The sequence below is a fragment of the Nocardioides sp. GCM10027114 genome (genome assembly GCF_042659625.1).
Taxonomy (GTDB): Bacteria; Actinomycetota; Actinomycetes; order Propionibacteriales; family Nocardioidaceae; genus Nocardioides.
On record NZ_JBHSSS010000025.1, the window covers coordinates 1 to 16,528 of the forward strand.

The 16,528-nt window shown below is 70.5% G+C and carries 14 protein-coding genes; 8 read left to right on the forward strand and 6 right to left on the reverse strand.

What is annotated here, in order from left to right:
* From ACFP2E_RS13285 to ACFP2E_RS13295, 3 genes are all read right to left on the reverse strand, one after another.
* Nucleotides 1-198 (reverse strand): hypothetical protein (locus tag ACFP2E_RS13285; RefSeq protein ID WP_378539341.1); only part of this gene is annotated, 198 nt, incomplete at its 3' end.
* 212 nt (nt 199-410) lie between these two features.
* The gene (lexA, locus tag ACFP2E_RS13290; RefSeq protein ID WP_378523950.1) at nt 411-1,124 is read right to left on the reverse strand and encodes a transcriptional repressor LexA; all 714 of its coding nucleotides are present in this window, start codon (nt 1,122-1,124) and stop codon (nt 411-413) included.
* A 347-nt stretch (nt 1,125-1,471) separates the two neighbouring features.
* Entirely contained in the window at nt 1,472-2,263 is a 792-nt protein-coding gene (locus tag ACFP2E_RS13295) for a GNAT family N-acetyltransferase (protein WP_378523952.1), read from the reverse strand.
* A 123-nt stretch (nt 2,264-2,386) separates the two neighbouring features.
* On the opposite strand from ACFP2E_RS13295, the gene ACFP2E_RS13300 reads away from it, so the two are divergent.
* Both ACFP2E_RS13300 and ACFP2E_RS13305 read left to right on the forward strand, forming a co-directional pair.
* Nucleotides 2,387-3,208 carry an SDR family NAD(P)-dependent oxidoreductase gene (locus tag ACFP2E_RS13300; protein WP_378523953.1) on the forward strand — a complete coding sequence of 274 codons (822 nt, stop codon included), beginning with the start codon at nt 2,387-2,389 and terminating at the stop codon, nt 3,206-3,208.
* A 535-nt stretch (nt 3,209-3,743) separates the two neighbouring features.
* Entirely contained in the window at nt 3,744-4,175 is a 432-nt protein-coding gene (locus ACFP2E_RS13305) for a LysM peptidoglycan-binding domain-containing protein (RefSeq protein WP_378523954.1), read from the forward strand.
* Nucleotides 4,176-4,291: 116 nt separating this feature from the next.
* Here the strand turns inward: ACFP2E_RS13305 and ACFP2E_RS13310 are convergent, their stop codons facing one another.
* Nucleotides 4,292-5,218, reverse strand: coding sequence for a calcium-binding protein (locus ACFP2E_RS13310; RefSeq protein ID WP_378523955.1), 927 nt, complete (start codon nt 5,216-5,218; stop codon nt 4,292-4,294).
* 277 nt (nt 5,219-5,495) lie between these two features.
* Between ACFP2E_RS13310 and ACFP2E_RS13315 the strand changes: the two genes are divergently transcribed.
* Nucleotides 5,496-6,824 carry a DUF2254 domain-containing protein gene (locus ACFP2E_RS13315; protein WP_378523956.1) on the forward strand — a complete coding sequence of 443 codons (1,329 nt, stop codon included), beginning with the start codon at nt 5,496-5,498 and terminating at the stop codon, nt 6,822-6,824.
* Between the two features lie 39 nt (nt 6,825-6,863).
* On the opposite strand, the gene ACFP2E_RS13320 is transcribed toward ACFP2E_RS13315, so the two are convergent.
* Nucleotides 6,864-7,271 (reverse strand): hypothetical protein, encoded by a 408-nt coding sequence (locus ACFP2E_RS13320; RefSeq protein WP_378523957.1) that lies wholly within the window; start codon nt 7,269-7,271, stop codon nt 6,864-6,866.
* Between the two features lie 80 nt (nt 7,272-7,351).
* Here ACFP2E_RS13320 and ACFP2E_RS13325 point away from each other — a divergent pair, with 80 nt between their 5' ends.
* Nucleotides 7,352-8,377 (forward strand): ATP-binding protein, encoded by a 1,026-nt coding sequence (locus ACFP2E_RS13325; protein ID WP_378524180.1) that lies wholly within the window; start codon nt 7,352-7,354, stop codon nt 8,375-8,377.
* A 4-nt stretch (nt 8,378-8,381) separates the two neighbouring features.
* Here the strand turns inward: ACFP2E_RS13325 and ACFP2E_RS13330 are convergent, their stop codons facing one another.
* On the reverse strand, nt 8,382-9,293 hold the full coding sequence (locus tag ACFP2E_RS13330) for a hypothetical protein (RefSeq protein WP_378523958.1): 912 nt from the start codon (nt 9,291-9,293) through the stop codon (nt 8,382-8,384).
* A 356-nt stretch (nt 9,294-9,649) separates the two neighbouring features.
* Between ACFP2E_RS13330 and nrdR the strand changes: the two genes are divergently transcribed.
* From nrdR to ACFP2E_RS13350, 4 genes are all read left to right on the forward strand, one after another.
* Nucleotides 9,650-10,159 (forward strand): transcriptional regulator NrdR, encoded by a 510-nt coding sequence (gene nrdR, locus ACFP2E_RS13335; protein ID WP_378523959.1) that lies wholly within the window; start codon nt 9,650-9,652, stop codon nt 10,157-10,159.
* A gap of 192 nt (nt 10,160-10,351) precedes the next feature.
* Nucleotides 10,352-13,252, forward strand: coding sequence for a vitamin B12-dependent ribonucleotide reductase (locus ACFP2E_RS13340; RefSeq protein ID WP_378523960.1), 2,901 nt, complete (start codon nt 10,352-10,354; stop codon nt 13,250-13,252).
* A 404-nt stretch (nt 13,253-13,656) separates the two neighbouring features.
* Nucleotides 13,657-14,523, forward strand: a complete 867-nt coding sequence (locus tag ACFP2E_RS13345; RefSeq protein ID WP_378523961.1) for a hypothetical protein — start codon at nt 13,657-13,659, stop codon at nt 14,521-14,523.
* A 551-nt stretch (nt 14,524-15,074) separates the two neighbouring features.
* The gene (locus ACFP2E_RS13350) at nt 15,075-16,511 is read left to right on the forward strand and encodes a hypothetical protein (protein ID WP_378523962.1); all 1,437 of its coding nucleotides are present in this window, start codon (nt 15,075-15,077) and stop codon (nt 16,509-16,511) included.
* Nucleotides 16,512-16,528 lie beyond the last annotated feature (17 nt).

The following is a 16,528-nucleotide window of genomic DNA, read 5'->3' on the forward strand; positions in this document are numbered from 1 at the left end:
CGCGCGGTCGGGCGCGCGGTCGGCGCCGGTCAGCAGCGCCGTCGCCCGGTCCAGCGCGGCGGCCGCGGCGCGCGCCCGGTCGGTCGCCGCCGGCGGAGTCCGGTCGGCGCGGCCGTCGTCGGCGGCGGCCCCGGTCAGGCCGACGGAGGTGGCGAGCGTGGTCACCACCAGAGCCGAGACGACGGACCTCTTGTCCATGGGCACCTCCGCGCGCAGGCGACCCTTCCAGTGGAGGTCGGTCCGGCGCGCGAGGTCGGCGGATCCGGGGGCGGGTACCCAATAGTGGGGCGGCCCCCGCGCGAGGTCGGGGACAAGGTCCCGGGCCCTCCGCGCGGCCGTACAAGACGAACGGCGCCCGGGCCGCTCAGGTGAGCGGCCGGGCGCCGTCCGTGTGGGTCGGGTGCCTGGGGTCAGACGCGGCGCAGCACCGCGGTGACCTTTCCGAGGATCGTGGCGTTGGTGCCATCGATCGGCTCGTAGGCCTCGTTGTGGGGGAGCAGCCAGACCTTGCCGGACTTCTTCTGGAAGGTCTTGACCGTGGCCTCGCCGTCGATCATGGCCGCGACGATCTCGCCGTTCTCCGCAGTGGGCTGCTGCCGGATCACGACGTAGTCGCCGTGGCAGATCGCCGCGTCGACCATCGAGTCGCCTGCGACCTCGAGCAGAAACAGCTGGCCGTCGCCGACGAGCTGCTTGGGCAGCGGGAAGACGTCCTCGACCCGCTCCTCGGCCAGGATCGGGCCACCGGCGGCGATCCGGCCGACGACCGGGACGTACGACGCGGCGGGCGCGGCGTCGCCGACCCCGGTCTCGTCGATCGAGGACTCGTCGGCCGAGCTGATGGAGCGGCGGGCCGCCATCACCTCGGGCAGGAAGACCTCGATCGCGCGCGGCCGGTGGGGGTCGCGCTTGAGGAACCCCTTCTCCTCCAGCACCTTGAGCTGGTGGGCGACGCTCGAGGAGCTGGTGAGGCCCACGGCCTCGCCGATCTCGCGCATGCTGGGCGGGTAGCCCCGCTTCTCGATGGAGTCCTTGATGTGGGCGAGGACGCGCTGCTGGCGCGGCGTCAGGCCGGTCGCGTCGGGCGGGCCGTCCGGCAGCTCGGACACCTTCTTCTTCGCCATGGGTCGTGCCTTCCGGTCAGCATGGGCTCGGCTGGGTGCGGGAACCCGGCGGTCCCCGACCCGTCACGAAGAACGCTAGTGCGCCGAGCCCCGGACTTCAAACATCTGTTCGAACAGGCGTGTCGGCCCGATCTGCTACGCCGGCGGATCCGGTGAGAGGAGCAGGGCGCCGAGGTACGCCGGTCGAGCCCGTCGAGACCTGTGGCTGATGGTGCCCGCGTGCGCAACGGCAGCTGGTGGACGGCCTCCGACCTGCGGTTGCGCACAAGTGCGGTGAGCCTAAGTGGCATCGGTGGTTGAGGTGCGAGCGCAGCGAGCCTCGAAACCCCGGAAGAGGAGCAGGGCGCCTACTCCGGCGACCACACGTACTGCGGCACCTGGCACACCTCGACGAACCCCAGCCGCTCGTAGACCGACCGCCCCAGGTCGGAGGAGTGCAGCACGGCCTCGGTGCACCCCCGCTCGCGTGCGAGGTCGAGCAGGGTCGCCGTGACGGCGTACCCGATTCCGCGCCCGCGGAAGGGCTCCAGCACGGCGATGTTGTAGAGCCCGGCCACCCGGCCGTGGAGCCACAGTGTGCCGCCGCCGACCGGCTCCCCGTCCACGGTGGCGAGGACGTGGCTCATCCGGTCCGTCGGCAGCTCGGTCATCGCCCGGGTCATCATCGGCTGCGCGAAGTCGGGGAACCCGAACACCTCGAACAGCACGGGTAGCAGCCGATCGTGGTCGCCCGGGCCGACGCGGCGGATCTCGAGCCCGGGGGTGAGCGCGACGTCCGGGTCAGGGCCGTCGAGCCGGCGGTGCATGCCGGGGGCCACGTCCACCTCCAGCCCGGCCTCGACCAGCGCGGCCTCGATCCCCGGGCTGGTGTGCGACGGCGTCGCCACCCAGGAGAACGGCAGGCCGCGCTCGAGGAACGGCCCGAGGACCGCGCGGGTCCGCTCCGCGGCGCGGTCCGCCGGGAAGCGCGCCGCGACGACGCCGTTGTAGAGCGGGAACGGGACGTCGCAGAAGTAGGTCAGCGCGTCGGGCTGGTCGTCGGTGCCGATCCCGGGCATCGACGCCAGCACCGTGGTGAAGTCGACGAGGTTGTCCTCGACGGGCCCGACCCGCGGGTCGGTGACGGTGGTGCCGGTCATGCCCGGGACGGTACGCCGCACCGCCGCCGCCCGCAGCGAAGCCGGTGATCGAGGTGCGAGGCGCCCCGGCGCCGAGCCTCGAGATCCCCGCACGGGCGCAGGGCTCTGGTTGACTCCTCGCCCATGGAGACCAGGGCGGAGACCAGCTGCGTCGTCACTGGAGGGGCCCGCGGCATCGGGCGCGGGATCGCCGAGCTGATGGTGGCACGCGGCCACCGGGTGGTGGTCACCGACGTCGACGGTGCGGCCGCGGCGGAGACGGCCGCGGAGGTCGGTGCCGCCGAGGGCCTCGCGCACGACGTCCGCGACCCCGAGGGTCACCGCGCCGCTGCGGAAGCCGCCGCGTCGTACGGCGTGCTGACCGCGTGGTTCAACAACGCCGGCGTCGGCGACGACGGCCGGCTCGCGGAGCAGTCCGAGGAGCAGGTCCGCCGGCTCGTCGAGGTCAACCTGCTCGGCACGATGTGGGGCACCCGCGCCGCCATCGACGCGTTCGGCGAGCAGGGCGGCGACATCGTCAACACCGCCTCGCTGTCCGGGCTCTGCCCGGTGCCGGGCTACGCGGCGTACGCCGCCACCAAGGCCGCGGTCGTCTCGCTGTCGGCGTCGGTCGACCTGGAGACGCCGCGGCGGGTGCGGGTGCACGCCGTCTGCCCGGACGTGGTGCAGACGGCGATGCTGACCGAGGGGCACACCCACGACTCGCTGGGCTCCCGGCTCGCCCACTCGGGCGGCCGGATCCTCACCGTCGAGGAGGTCGCCCGCGAGGCGGTCGGCCTCGTCGGGTCGAACCGGGTCATCCTGTCCGTCCCCGGCTGGCGCGGCGCCCTCGTGCGCGCCAGCGGGCTCGCGCCGTCGGTGTCGCGGCACGCGCTGGGGCTCTTCGAGCTGATGGGCAAGCGAGCGATCGCGAAGCAGGAGCGCGCCCGGCTCAGAGGGGCCTGACACGGAACCACCCACCCCCGGGTGAGGCCGGGGATGGGTGGCCGTGGCAGCGCACTGCCTGACAGCCCCCGGGTGCTCCCCAGGGCGCCGCTGATCGCGGGCCGTGAAGGGCGGGTCGGGGGAGCAGCACGCTAGGACGCGGAGCGTCCCGACGCTTCCGAATATCCGCCGCTGTATGGACCGGCGCCCGTGGGCGTGGGGTGAGGTCTCGACGGGCTCGACCACCGTGTGGTCGCCGCCCCGCACCGGTGAGCGGCACCGGTGGTTGAGGTGCGAGGCGCGCCGGCGCCGAGCCTCGAAATCCCCGCACCCGCGCAGGGCCCTGGCCGAAGTCGAGCCGCGACACGCTCGAACATCTGTTCGGCGTGTTGCTTGATCTTGTTCGAACACCTGCTCTACCTTCGAACACGTGATCGATCGAACGTCTGATCGACGACCAGCCCCGGAGGCGGGCAAACCGGCTTGTCGGTGGTCGCGGTTAGACAGTCCCTCGTCACCGACCGAAGGCTGACCGCCGCTTCCCCAGGAGGTCCTCATGAGCAGCATCTCGTTCGCCCCCACCGCCGTCCCGGCCCGCGACTTCCGCGCTGTCCGCCCGAGCCGCCCGGCCCGCCCGGTCAGCAGCGCGCGCCCGGCCCAGACCCGCCCAGCCCAGCCCGGCCAGGTCCGGCTCACCCGCCGCGGCCGTGTGGTGGTGCTCCTCGGCGCGCTGGCGATGGTGCTGCTGCTCGGCTTCTTCTGGGGCGCCGGCTCGGTCGCCACCGAGCGACCCGGCCAGGCCGAGCCGACCACCGTCGTCCAGGTCGCCCCGGGCGACACGCTCTACGACCTCGCGGCCGCCGTCACCGTCGACGGCGACGTCAACGCGATGGTCGAGCGCATCCAGCGGCTCAACCGGCTCGACTCGGGGATGCTCCTCGCCGGCCAGAAGCTGCGCATTCCCGTCACCGGCGCCAGCGCCGGCTGACCACAGTCGTCCGCCGGCCGCCTCGACCCCGGCCGGCGGATCAGGGGAAGACGACGGGCGGGACCGCTCTTGGGGAAGAGGCGGTCCCGCCCGAGTCGCGTCCAGGACGGATCCCCCTACGGGATCCGTCGCTTCCGCTCGCACTTCTTCTGCTGGTCCTTGCCGACGCCGCCGTCGCACCGGTCACGTGCCGCGCCGCCGTTCAGGAAGTCCGGCCCGGGACCGCCGAACAGCCGGTCACGAGCCCCGTTGCCGTACACATCGTCGGGACCGCCCGCGCCGCGCACGTCGTCGGGGCCCGCGCCGCCCTTGATCAGGTCCGCTCCCCGGGCGTCCTGGACGAAGTCGGCTCCGCCGCCGGCCCGGGTCCGGTCGTTGCCGTCGCCCGGGAAGATCAGGTCATCCCCGCCGAAGGCCCGGATCCGGTCGTTGCCGTCGTCGCCGCAGATCACGTCGGAGTCCGCGGTGCCGAGCAGCAGGTCGTTGCCCGGCGTGCCGAGCACGGTGCAGATCGGCTCGATCCGGATGTCGTCCACGAGCTCCCACAGGATGTTGGGAGCTCCGGCGGCGTCGACGTACTGGAAGATCGCCCGGTTGAAGAGGTCGGTCCCCGAGATCCCGATGCGCTGATCCATCTCGTCGTTCGAGTTGATGGTCATGGTTCGGGTCCCGACGAGGTCGGCCCCTCGGAAGACCTTGAGCTGGGCTTGGTCTGTCTTGTCCGAGAAGCCCGGGTCATCGTTGCCGAAGGCCAGACTGATGCCCGTGGTCGGATTCGGCAGGCGGATCTCGATCGCGCTGGCGTCGTCCCCCACCGCCAACAGCCCCAGCCCGTTGCTCTGCACCCCGAAGTCATCGACCTGGAGATCGGCGCCCACCGTGTCGAAGAACTGCACGTTGGGCGCCTCGGCGCTCGAGTACCCGTTGGGCTTGGCGCCCGTCGCCTCGCCGGTGAACGTGATCTCGACGTCCGGCGGCAGCGCCGCGCTGGCCGGCGCGGGCGCCAGCCCAGCCGAGATGAGGACGGCCGCTCCAGCAGCCATGAGTGTCGTTCTGAGGTGCCGCATGCCTTCCGCCTCGTTCCTCGCTCGAGGCCGGCCCCTGCGGGCCAGGCTCTTCGGATGTGTGGCGGTTCCGGCTGCTACTCCGGCCGAGTCTGGTCCCGTTCCGCAACCGTCCGCCAGAGCCCGGACGGGCTGGTCAGGTGGGGCAGGCCGGGTGGGGCAGGCCGGTCGATCCGGGCCGGACGTGACCGCGGGCGCGATAGGTTGCCGAGGGTGCCCGTCGGAGGGGCGGGTGGGGCGACGCCGAGGAGGCCATGTGAGGACGCGCCTGCACGACCTGGCGGAGAGCCTGCGCGCGAGCTTCTGGTTCCTGCCGGTGCTGATGACGGTCTCGGCCGCGGCGCTGGCCTACATCACCCTCAACATCGACGACGAGTTCTCCGGGACGGTCGGCGGGCTGCTCTACAACGGCGGCCCCGACGGCGCGCGCGTGCTGCTGTCGACGGTGTCGGCCTCGATGGTCACCGTCGCGGCGACGGTCTTCTCCATCACGATCGTCGCGATGACGCTGGCGAGCCAGCAGTTCGGGCCGCGGATGCTCACCAACTTCGTCCGCGACCGCGGCAACCAGGCCACGATCGGCACCTTCCTCGCCGTCTTCCTGTACGCCGTGCTGGTGCAGCGGCAGGTCCGGATGAGCCCGGGCCGGGTGCCCAACATCTCGGTCAGCCTGGCGATGGTCTTCGCCGTGGCTGCGGTGCTGGTCCTCATCTACTTCATCCACCACATCGCGACCTCGATCCAGGTCATGAGCCTGACCCGGACCATCTCCCGCGACCTGCACTACCGCGCCACCCGACTCTTCCCGAACCTCGACGAGTTCCCCGAAGCCCGGCCCTCCGACCCCGACCTGTTCAACCCGCAGGGCAAGGAGTGGCACGCCCGCCCCGGCTATCCCGGCTACGTGCAGTCCATCGACGTCGAACGGCTCCTCGCCATCGCGGCGAAGCACGACCTGCTGCTACGCCTGGAGACCCGCCCCGGGAAGTTCGCCGTCGCGTCCACCCCGCTGGTCACGGTCTGGCGCCGCGACGGCTCGGGCGAGGACGTCGGGACCGACCTGCTCCAGGACATCGTCCGCGCCTTCCGGCTCGGGTCGCGGCGCGAGCACGGCCAGGACGCTGAGTTCCCGATGGCCCAGCTGACCGAGGTCGCGGTCCGGGCGCTCTCGCCGTCGCTGAACGACCCGTTCACCGGCTGCGCCTGCGTCAACCACCTCGCCGCCGGGCTCTGCGACATCGCCGGCGAGGAGATGCCGCCGCGGGCCCTCGCCGACTCCGACGGCACGACCCGGCTGTTGATGGGCGCGCCGATCACCTTCCACCGGCTGGTGCGCGAGGCCTACGACCCGATCCGGCAGTCGGCCGACTACCACGTGATGGTCTACCTGCGGCTGCTCGAGGCGCTAACCGAGATCGTGCTCAGCGCCGCGACCGCCGACCAGTACGACGCGCTGCACGAGCAGGCCGACCTGGTCCGCGAGCGGGCCGGACAGGTCGTGCCGCAGCAGGGCGACCGGCAGGACGTCGAGGCGCGCTACGAGAAGTTCCGCGACGTGCTCGCCGCCGCCCGCGTGCCGGGCTGACGGCCGCCCCCGGCCAGGCACCAGCAGCAGGACCAGCGGTCAGCGGGCAGCGCGGCGGCCGCCGGCCAGCCGCGCCACGGGGACCTCGGCGGTGTCGTCCGCGGTGTCCCCAGCTGCCTCGGTGACGTCCGCCCGCAGCTCGATCCGGCGTACCGGCGCCAGCGGCCCCTCCTCGGGGTCACGGGTGATCCCGAGCCGGCGGGTGATCCGGGCGACCAGCATCAGCCCGACGAACAGGCAGGCCACCGCGCCGAGCGACGCGAGGCCCAGGAACGCCCACGCGGCGGGCTCGCCGCTGCGCGCCGACGTACCGAAGTCGATGGCCGCCTTCACGAGGTAGCCCCAGGCCACCACCAGCAGCGTGACCCCCAGGGCGAGCCCCAGCAGGGCGGCGTCGAACGACGACCGCCTCTTGCGCGGTCCCACCCGCTTTCCTCCCTGACCCACCGGCACATCATGACCCATGACCGGGCACGGATTGCGGTGGACCGGCGAGAACGCAGGTCCTTTAACCTGATGGGGTGGGGATGGAGCGGTCGCTCTACGATCCGGGGGGAGACGCCCTCCGGGCCTCGGTCGCGCACGTCGCCCGGCTCGACGAGGTGCTGGCCCCGACCGCCGACCTCGACGGCGTCGCCCGCGCCTGCCTGACCCACCTCGCGCTGCTTCCCGGCGTCCGCCGCGCCGGCGTGGCGTTCACCGAGGGCGCCGGCCGGCGACTGCAGTTCCTGGCGTCCGACTGGGTCGGCCCGGGCCTGCAGCCGGGGCTGCTGCCGTGGTGCCACATCGACGCCTACGACGACGTCCCGCTCAACACCGTCGCCCGGACCGGCCGGCCCGAGATCGGCAGCCTCGAGGAGCTCGAGAAGCGGTTCGCCGGCGTCGTCGCCCGGCAGCGCGACGAGGGCACCCGCGCCATGGCGGCGGTCCCGCTGCCCGGCAACGGCGCCCCGCTGGGCGGGCTGATCCTGTTCTTCGACACCGACCAGGCGTTCACCGACGACCAGCGGCGGGTCTACGACTCGGCCGCCCGCCGGATCTCCGACGCCGTACGCCGCGTCACCGCCGCCGCCGGCGGCCGGCACGGGTCGCCCCGCCCGGACGTGCGGGGCGTGGGGCTGCAGGCCGAGGGGCACGTGGCGCGCTGCTCGCTCGACCACGACCCGCAGTCGGCGGGGGAGGCCCGCCGGTTCCTGCGCGGCCGGCTGGCCGAGTGGGCGGTCGACGACGACATCTCCGACAACGCCCAGCTGTGCCTCTCCGAGCTGGTGAACAACGTGATCATGCACGCCCGGGCGAGCGCGGAGCTGACCGTCGGGCTCGACGGCGGCGTGCTGACGGTGGTCCTCCGCGACCACGGCGGCGGCCCGCCGGTGGAGGCGGACGCCCCCGTCCACCGGCCGGTCCCGGACGACGACCCGCTGCGCGTCTTCGGCCGCGGCCTCACCCTCGTCGACGCCCTCGCCGACCGCTGGGGGACCGAGCGCGACGCGGTCGGCACGACCGCCTGGTTCACCCTCGACGTGGTCGCCCCGCGCACCTCCGCCGGCTGACCGCTCAGGCGTCGGCCGGCTCGACTCGACGCACCGTGACCAGCGCGCCGCTCAGCTGCACGCCCTGCGACGTGGAGTCGTCCCGGACGGCGACGTCGCCGAGCACGCAGCGGTGGTCCTCGGGGCTGACCACGACCCGGCCACGCGGGCTCACCCGCAGCGCTGGTGAGGTGAACAGCAGCGGCCACGGCTCCTGATCGAGCAGCAGCCGGAGCTCTTCGGGTTCCTCGTCAGGCAGTGCAGCGGCCAGCGGGTCGGCGACGGCCGCGGGGGAGGGGACCGGGTGGAAGGCCGCGAGAACGCCGTCGACGACCTGCTCGCTCACCGCCTTGGCGCTGCGCCTGCGGCCCGCCGGCAGGTGGACGACCAGCCGGACGCCGAACTCCTCCGGCGGCTGATGGACCTCGGTCGGGCGGTGCACCTGGTCGCCGACCATCCCCCGGCGCATCGTCACCCACCACGGCTTGGCGGTGTCGTCGCTTCGCCCTCGGTGCTCGAGGCGCTCCCACGAAACCAGCACCGCGTCCGGCCGCCAGTGGTGCCAGCGGCCGTCGACGTCGTACTCGTAGAACGCTCGCTCGCCCGCCCCGTCCAGCGCGGACGGCGCCCCCGGCGGCGTCCCGGGCCCCCGCTCGAACCGCAGCCGGGCGACGGGCGGGATCGCGCGGCCGGGGTTGGTGAAGAGCCGGTTCTCCACGTCGCAGGCGACGTCCTCGGCGCTGTCGTAGTAGCCGCACAGCGCCTCGTCGGCCGTGACGTGCACCTGCGCGAGCGCGTCCCGGAGGTCGTCGACCAGGTCTCGGAGCCACGGAGCGGCCGGGGGAGTCTCGAACGGGATCGGCCGCGCGGACCACACCCGGACCCGCCGCTGGTGGTCGCTCAACCCCTTGATCACGTAGTGCCGGGACGAGGTCATGATCACGTTCCTCCTGCGACCCCGCGCACCCCCATTCTCACCCCCGCGACCCGCCCCTGCCGCATAGTCCGAACGGGCTATTTCCGGGCCGCGACAAGCCGCTGACCTGCGACTTTACCGAGGGTGTGATCTGGGCCTCTCGAGTTGCCGCGTTCCGCTTGCACGGCCTTGGGGTTGGCGCGTACGGTAACCACAACATCTAGTACTTACACCGGTGTAGTTATCCACATCTAGTTCACAAGCTGGTGCGGAAGCCCCACAGGTGACTGGTTGTTCTACACAGCAACAGCACTGTTTTCCACAACCCACCGCACACCCCTCGGGGTGTCCTCGTCGACCCCGGAAGGAGGCCCCGGATGCACTGCCCGTTCTGCCGCAGCACCGACACCCGGGTCCTCGACTCCCGCGTCGCCGACGACGGGTCCTCGATCCGCCGCCGCCGGCAGTGCTCGGCGTGCACGAAGCGGTTCACGACCGTGGAGCAGATGCAGCTCAGCGTGGTGAAGCGGTCCGGCGCGACCGAGCCGTTCACCCGGGCGAAGGCGATCTCCGGCGTCCGGAAGGCCTGCAAGGGTCGCCCGGTCACCGAGGACCAGCTCGCCTGCCTCGGCCAGGCGGTCGAGGACGCGCTGCGGCTCGAGGGCGCCGCCGAGATCCCGGCCCACGAGGTGGGCCTGGCCATCCTCGGCCCGCTGCGCCAGCTCGACGAGGTGGCCTACCTGCGGTTCGCCTCCGTCTACCGGGCCTTCGAGTCCGTGGACGACTTCGAGCACGAGATCGCGCTGCTGCGCGCGGAGCGTCGTACGCCGGACTCCCCCGCGGAGCTCGCCGACGCCCCACCCCCTCAGCCCGCGCCGACGGGCTGACCCAGACCGCCCGGCGTGTGTAGTGGGGAAGCTGCATGCGCCGGGCGAACCAACTGTGTCGGTGGCCGGAGCCACCATTGATTGCAGAACCGAGAGCACGTGAGACGACGCCAGCCCAGTTTCAAACAGAGCATCAAGCAGGGCATGAAGAGCATCAGCCAGAGCACCAACCAGGGGAGCAGAGGAGCATCCATGACCGAGACGGTGAGCGGCGCCGGAGCCCGGACCGGGCTGAAGATCGACCGGGTCTTCAGCACCGAGGGCGTCCACCCGTACGACGAGATCACGTGGGAGCGCCGCGACGTCGTGCAGACGAACTGGAAGACCGGTGAGGCGGTCTTCGAGCAGCGCGGTGTGGAGTTCCCCGACTTCTGGTCGGTCAACGCCTCCACGATCGTCACCACCAAGTACTTCCGCGGCGCCGTCGGCACCGACGCCCGCGAGTGGAGCCTCAAGCAGCTCATCGACCGGGTCGTGCACACCTACACGAAGGCCGGCATCGAGCACGGCTACTTCGAGTCGAAGGCCGACGCCGAGGTCTTCGAGCACGAGCTCACCTGGCTGCTCGCCCACCAGTACTTCTCGTTCAACTCCCCGGTCTGGTTCAACGTCGGCACCCCGTCGCCGCAGCAGGTCTCGGCCTGCTTCATCCTCTCGGTCGACGACTCGATGGACTCGATCCTCAACTGGTACAAGGAGGAGGGCTTCATCTTCAAGGGCGGCTCCGGCGCCGGCCTGAACCTCTCCCGCATCCGCTCCTCCAAGGAGCTGCTCTCCTCCGGCGGCACCGCCTCCGGCCCGGTCTCCTTCATGCGCGGCGCCGACGCCTCCGCCGGCACCATCAAGTCCGGCGGCGCCACCCGCCGCGCTGCGAAGATGGTCGTCCTCGACGTCGACCACCCCGACATCGAGGAGTTCGTCGAGACCAAGGCGCGCGAGGAGGACAAGATCCGCGCGCTGCGCGACGCCGGGTTCGACATGGACCTCGGCGGCGCCGACATCACCTCCGTCCAGTACCAGAACGCCAACAACTCCGTCCGCGTCAGCGACGAGTTCATGCGCGCGGTCGAGGACGGCACCGAGTTCGGGCTGCGCGCCCGGATGACCGGCGAGGTCATCGAGAAGGTCGACGCCCGCGAGCTGTTCCGCAAGATCAGCAAGGCCGCCTGGGAGTGCGCCGACCCGGGCCTGCAGTACGACGACACCATCAACGACTGGCACACCAACCCCGAGACCGGCCGGATCACCGCGTCCAACCCGTGCTCGGAGTACATGTCGCTCGACAACTCGTCCTGCAACCTCGCGTCGCTGAACCTGCTGAAGTTCCTCAAGGACGACGACACCTTCGACGCCGAGCTGTTCGCCAAGGCCGTCGAGGTGATCATCACCGCGATGGACATCTCCATCTGCTTCGCCGACTTCCCGACCGAGAGCATCGGCGCGACTACTCGTGATTACAGGCAGCTCGGCATCGGGTACGCCAACCTCGGCGCGCTGCTGATGGCGATGGGCCTGGGCTACGACTCCGACGGCGGCCGGGCGATGGCGGCGACCATCACCTCGCTGATGACCGGCGTCTCCTACAAGCGCTCGGCCGAGCTCGCCGGGATCGTCGGCCCGTACGCCGGCTACGCCCGCAACGCCGACGCCCACAAGCGGGTGATGCGCAAGCACCAGGCCGCCAACGACGCGGTCCGCACCCTCCACGTCGCCGACGCGCAGGTCCACAAGCTCGCCACCAAGGCGTGGGCCGACGTGCAGACGCTGGGCGAGGAGCACGGCTTCCGCAACGCCCAGGCGTCGGTGCTCGCCCCCACCGGGACCATCGGCTTCATGATGGACTGCGACACCACCGGCATCGAGCCCGACTTCTCGCTGGTGAAGTTCAAGAAGCTCGTCGGCGGCGGCTCGATGCAGATCGTCAACCAGACGATCCCGCGGGCGCTGCGCAAGCTCGGCTACCAGCCGGAGCAGGTCGAGGCGATCGTCGCCTACATCGCCGAGCACGGCCACGTGATCGACGCGCCGGGCCTGAAGACCGAGCACTACGAGGTCTTCGACACCGCGATGGGCGCCCGCGCGCTCAAGCCGATGGGCCACGTGCGGATGATGGCGGCCTGCCAGCCGTTCCTGTCCGGCGCCATCTCCAAGACGGTCAACCTGCCGGAGACGGCGACCGTGGAGGAGATCGAGGACATCTACCTGCAGTCCTGGAAGCTCGGCCTGAAGGCGACCGCGATCTACCGCGACAACTGCAAGGTGGGCCAGCCGCTTTCGTCCGGCAAGGGCGAGAACAAGGGCGAGTCCGCGTCCGCCAAGGTCACCGAGGCCGTCGAGGAGGCGACCAAGGTCGTCGAGAAGATCGTCTACGCGCCGACCCGCAAGCGGCTGCCGAAGTCCCGCACGTCCCGCACCACCAGCTTCACCGTCGGTGGCGCCGAGGGGTACATGACCTCCGGTGCCCACGACGACGGCGAGCTGGGCGAGGTGTTCCTCAAGCTCGGCAAGCAGGGCTCGACCCTGGCCGGCGTGATGGACGCGTTCTCGATCGCGGTCAGCATCGGCCTGCAGTACGGCGTCCCGCTGGAGACCTACGTCTCGAAGTTCACCAACCTGCGCTTCGAGCCGGCCGGCCTCACCGACGACCCGGACGTGCGGATGGCGCAGTCGATCATGGACTACATCTTCCGCCGCCTCGCGCTGGACTACCTGCCCTTCGAGTCCCGCTCGGCCCTGGGCATCTACTCCGCCGAGGAGCGCCAGCGCCACCTCGAGACCGGCTCCTACGAGCCCCTCGAGGAGACCGGCTCCGCCTCCGAGCTCGTGGAAGCGGCGCGGGGCACCACGTCGTCGCGGAGCGCCGACAGCGACCACACGGAGGTCGAGCCCGTCGAGACCAACACGGTCGACGCGGAGATCGTCGAGACCGCCAAGCCCGCCCCCAAGGAGGCCCACACCTCCGCGGAGCTCCTGGAGAAGATCACCGGCACCGCCGTCGACAGCCCGCTCTGCTTCACCTGCGGCACCAAGATGCGCCCCGCCGGCTCCTGCTACGTCTGCGAGGGCTGCGGCAGCACCAGCGGTTGCAGCTGAGCCAGATCTCAAGCCAGGGCGCTCTCTCCGCGCTCTTTGCTCGACAAGTCTGATGGACGCGCCTCGAAGGGCCGGGACCTGCGGGTCCCGGCCCTTCGTGCCGTTCATTGGCCATCGGACGACTCGAGTCGAGCTCGAGCTGAGGCCGGATCAGCGCCGCGGGGCGGGATGCTCGCCTGCTGGCACGAGCGCGGTGCTTGGGCTGATGCCGTGGGCGAGATCGGTGCGGTTTCGCGACAAGTTTCGCCGCGCCGACGCTGTTGATTGTCGAATCGAGGCATAGCAGTCAGAGCTGCGTCTGTCGGCGCGCTGCCGGCCGGGCAGCTAGCCTGCCCATACACGCAAACGCGACAGCCCCATTGCCGGGATCGATCCCTGCGAATGAGCGGACGGAGGGGCCAACAGTGCAGTACCAGAAAGCGACCCCCGTCAGTCTCAAGGCTCACCCGGTCTACAACGAGAAGTGGCTGCAAGAGCGCATAGCGGAAGACGCCACCATCCTCGGTCTCGGTGACCTCATCGTGAAAGACGTTGAACGTCGCCAGCCTCGCGCCGGACGTCTTGATCTTCTTCTGTCCGACCCCGACACGGGCACCCGATACGAGGTCGAGATCCAGCTCGGAGCCACCGACGAGGCGCACATCATCCGCACCATCGAATATTGGGACATCGAGAAGTCTCGCTACCCGCAGTACGAGCACGTCGCCGTGCTCGTCGCGGAAGACATCACCAGCCGGTTTCTGAACGTCATCAACTTGTTCAACAAGTCAATCCCCCTGATTGCCGTGCAGATGCGTGCCCTCGAGGTCGGGGGTGTCCTCACCCTGAACGCTATGACCGTTTTGGACCTTATGGCGCTCGGGACGGAGGAAGAGGACGAACCCGGGCAGGCAACCGACCGCGCGTACTGGGAAGCCAAGGGCTCACCAGCCACAGTGGCCCTCGCAGACAAGATGCTTGCCCTGGTCAACGAAGTGACTCCTGGGCAGGCCCTCAAGTACAACAAGTTCTACATGGGGCTCACGCGAAGCGGAGTAGTGGACAACTTCGTGACGTTCCGTGCACGGAAGGACTTCCTTATCGCTGAGTTCCGCATCCCGCGGACAGACGAACTCACCGTGCGCCTGGACGAAGCAGGCATTGACCGCATGGAGTACGACAAGCGCTGGGGGCGGTACCGAATCCGCCTCACCAAGGATGACATCGCCAGTCATCGCGACCTGCTCATCGAGCTGACGCGAATGTCAAGCGGAACCCCTGCGTCGGACTGACGCGCTTGATGAGCTTGGAACTGACGTCTAGTGAGACGGCGGATCGACCCAGAACCTGAGACTTCGGTGATCCGAGGGTGATGGTTGAACGGATCACGATCCTGTCGCATTCGCTGTCCCAGGAGGAACATGGCAGGCGAAGCCTGATCCGTCGTCGCGCTTACGGGGGTGCGCTGGGCATGAGCTACTACAACGAAGAAGAAGACGTCATCTGCGTCGACTGCGGGTCACGAGACTGTGAGCCGCCCACGCGAGACAGACACGGATTCCACTTTGTCGACGCCGCAGGGAACAAGGCCAGCGTCGAGAAGCCGGCGAGGACGCGGTCTTTCCGCTGCAACGAGTGCGGATACGTCTGGCGCTGATCGGCGAGATCGGGTGAGCCGCCGGTCCAGCCAACCTTCTCGGGCAAACCTCGGTGGGCGATGAAACTTTGCTTTAGGGTCGTCCGCGGGGACTGATTCGTGCTGGGGGCGTCTCGTGCTGCCCGGCTTCGGAGAGCAATCAACAGGTGGGGCCGACTGTGGGAGGCCGGATCGGGGGCGGCATTCATGTCTGACGAGGAAGCAAGGCGCTGCGCGGACCAGCTCCGCGATCTGGCCCGAGACCCGCGTTTCGACAGCAGGGCCGAGGACCTCAATGCTCTCGCCGCGGACATCGCGTCGCCGGAGGGCGACAGCTGGGCGGATGTGGACCTGTTCGCGGCCTTCCCGGCGAACTCGACCGCCCATCTCCGGCACAGGAACGTCGTGGAACGCTTGCTTGGCGTGCTGGCCGGCGTCTCGGTCTTTCTTCCGGTCGGTTGGACCTGGCTGAGCTTCCACCGGGCCTCGGACGCGTACGAGCAGATGATCCGCGCGGGAGAGGAGCCGGAGGGGCGGACGTTCCTGTCGCTCTGGACCACCGGTTTCGAGGGCCGGCTGACGGGTGATCACCAGCTGGTTCCCATGGGCATGTGGTCGGTGCTTCTCATCGCCTTCGCGATCCTCAGCCTGGTGGCTCACCGCCTGGTGGCGGGCTACAACGTACGTAGTGAGGAGCAGGCTGCCCGCGACGCGCAGCGTGAGCTGGTGGCGGTGCTGACCAGCGCCCAAGTGATCCTCAGCGCCCGCCGCGCGAATCACCCGTTGCGCGTCGAGGGGATCATCAAGTCGTCGATGAAGAAGCTGCGGGAGGCACACGAGGCCGCCCGGCGCGTCATCGTCGAGCTGACCGAGACCTCGACCGCGGTGAGCTCCAGCGTCGGTGAGCTGGTGGAGTCGGCGAAGAGGGCGGGGGAGGACACCCAGCGCCTCATCGCGAGCGCCGCGGAGCTCCAGACGCAGCTGAACACGACCGCGGAGCGGCACCAGACCGCGGTCACCACGTCCCTCCAGACAGTCGAGACAGCAGTGACGTCGTCGATGGCGGCCGTCGAGCAGAGAGTGACCGCGACCATGTCGCAGGTCGACCAGAACGTCACGTCCGCCACCTCGCAGCTGGAACAGAAGGTCACCACGGCCGCAGCGCAGCTGGAGCAGAACGTCACCTCGACCGTGCGCGCCGCCCAGAATTCGGCCGACGACGCGGCGAAGCAGCTCCGGGACGGTCTGCGCGAGTCGCTGTCCGAGCTCGAGTCGGCCATGGGGGTGCGCTTCGCGGAGTTCCGTGACGACGCCGTGGAAGGGATCCGTCGAGCTGGCGACTCGCTACACGGCGCGGTCGACGGGATCGGTGCCAGCGCCGCGAGGAACGCCGAGGCCGCGACCTCACTCAGCCAGCAGATCGCTGCCATGACGGACGACAACGCCACCACCCGGGCCGAGTTCATCGCTGCCATCGCTGACATCCGTGCGGCTGTGGACGGTATCGAGTCGGCACTGCTGCGTCACGAGGGTGCGCTGCAGGGACAGGCCTCCGAACTCAGCGGCGCCCGCGACGCGGCTGAGCGGATGCTGCGGCGACTCACCCTGGCGAGCGACACCGACGGTGTCGTGACCGGCGCCTGACATGGCCGCCGATGCAG

Coding starts and splice junctions, on each gene's coding strand:
- lexA (WP_378523950.1), bottom strand. CDS start 1,124: ATGGCGAAGAAGAAGGTGTCCGAGCTGCCGGACGGCCCGCCCGACGCG.
- ACFP2E_RS13295 (WP_378523952.1), bottom strand. CDS start 2,263: ATGACCGGCACCACCGTCACCGACCCGCGGGTCGGGCCCGTCGAGGAC.
- ACFP2E_RS13300 (WP_378523953.1), top strand. CDS start 2,387: ATGGAGACCAGGGCGGAGACCAGCTGCGTCGTCACTGGAGGGGCCCGC.
- ACFP2E_RS13305 (WP_378523954.1), top strand. CDS start 3,744: ATGAGCAGCATCTCGTTCGCCCCCACCGCCGTCCCGGCCCGCGACTTC.
- ACFP2E_RS13310 (WP_378523955.1), bottom strand. CDS start 5,218: ATGGCTGCTGGAGCGGCCGTCCTCATCTCGGCTGGGCTGGCGCCCGCG.
- ACFP2E_RS13325 (WP_378524180.1), top strand. CDS start 7,352: ATGGAGCGGTCGCTCTACGATCCGGGGGGAGACGCCCTCCGGGCCTCG.
- ACFP2E_RS13330 (WP_378523958.1), bottom strand. CDS start 9,293: ATGACCTCGTCCCGGCACTACGTGATCAAGGGGTTGAGCGACCACCAG.
- nrdR (WP_378523959.1), top strand. CDS start 9,650: ATGCACTGCCCGTTCTGCCGCAGCACCGACACCCGGGTCCTCGACTCC.
- ACFP2E_RS13340 (WP_378523960.1), top strand. CDS start 10,352: ATGACCGAGACGGTGAGCGGCGCCGGAGCCCGGACCGGGCTGAAGATC.
- ACFP2E_RS13350 (WP_378523962.1), top strand. CDS start 15,075: ATGTCTGACGAGGAAGCAAGGCGCTGCGCGGACCAGCTCCGCGATCTG.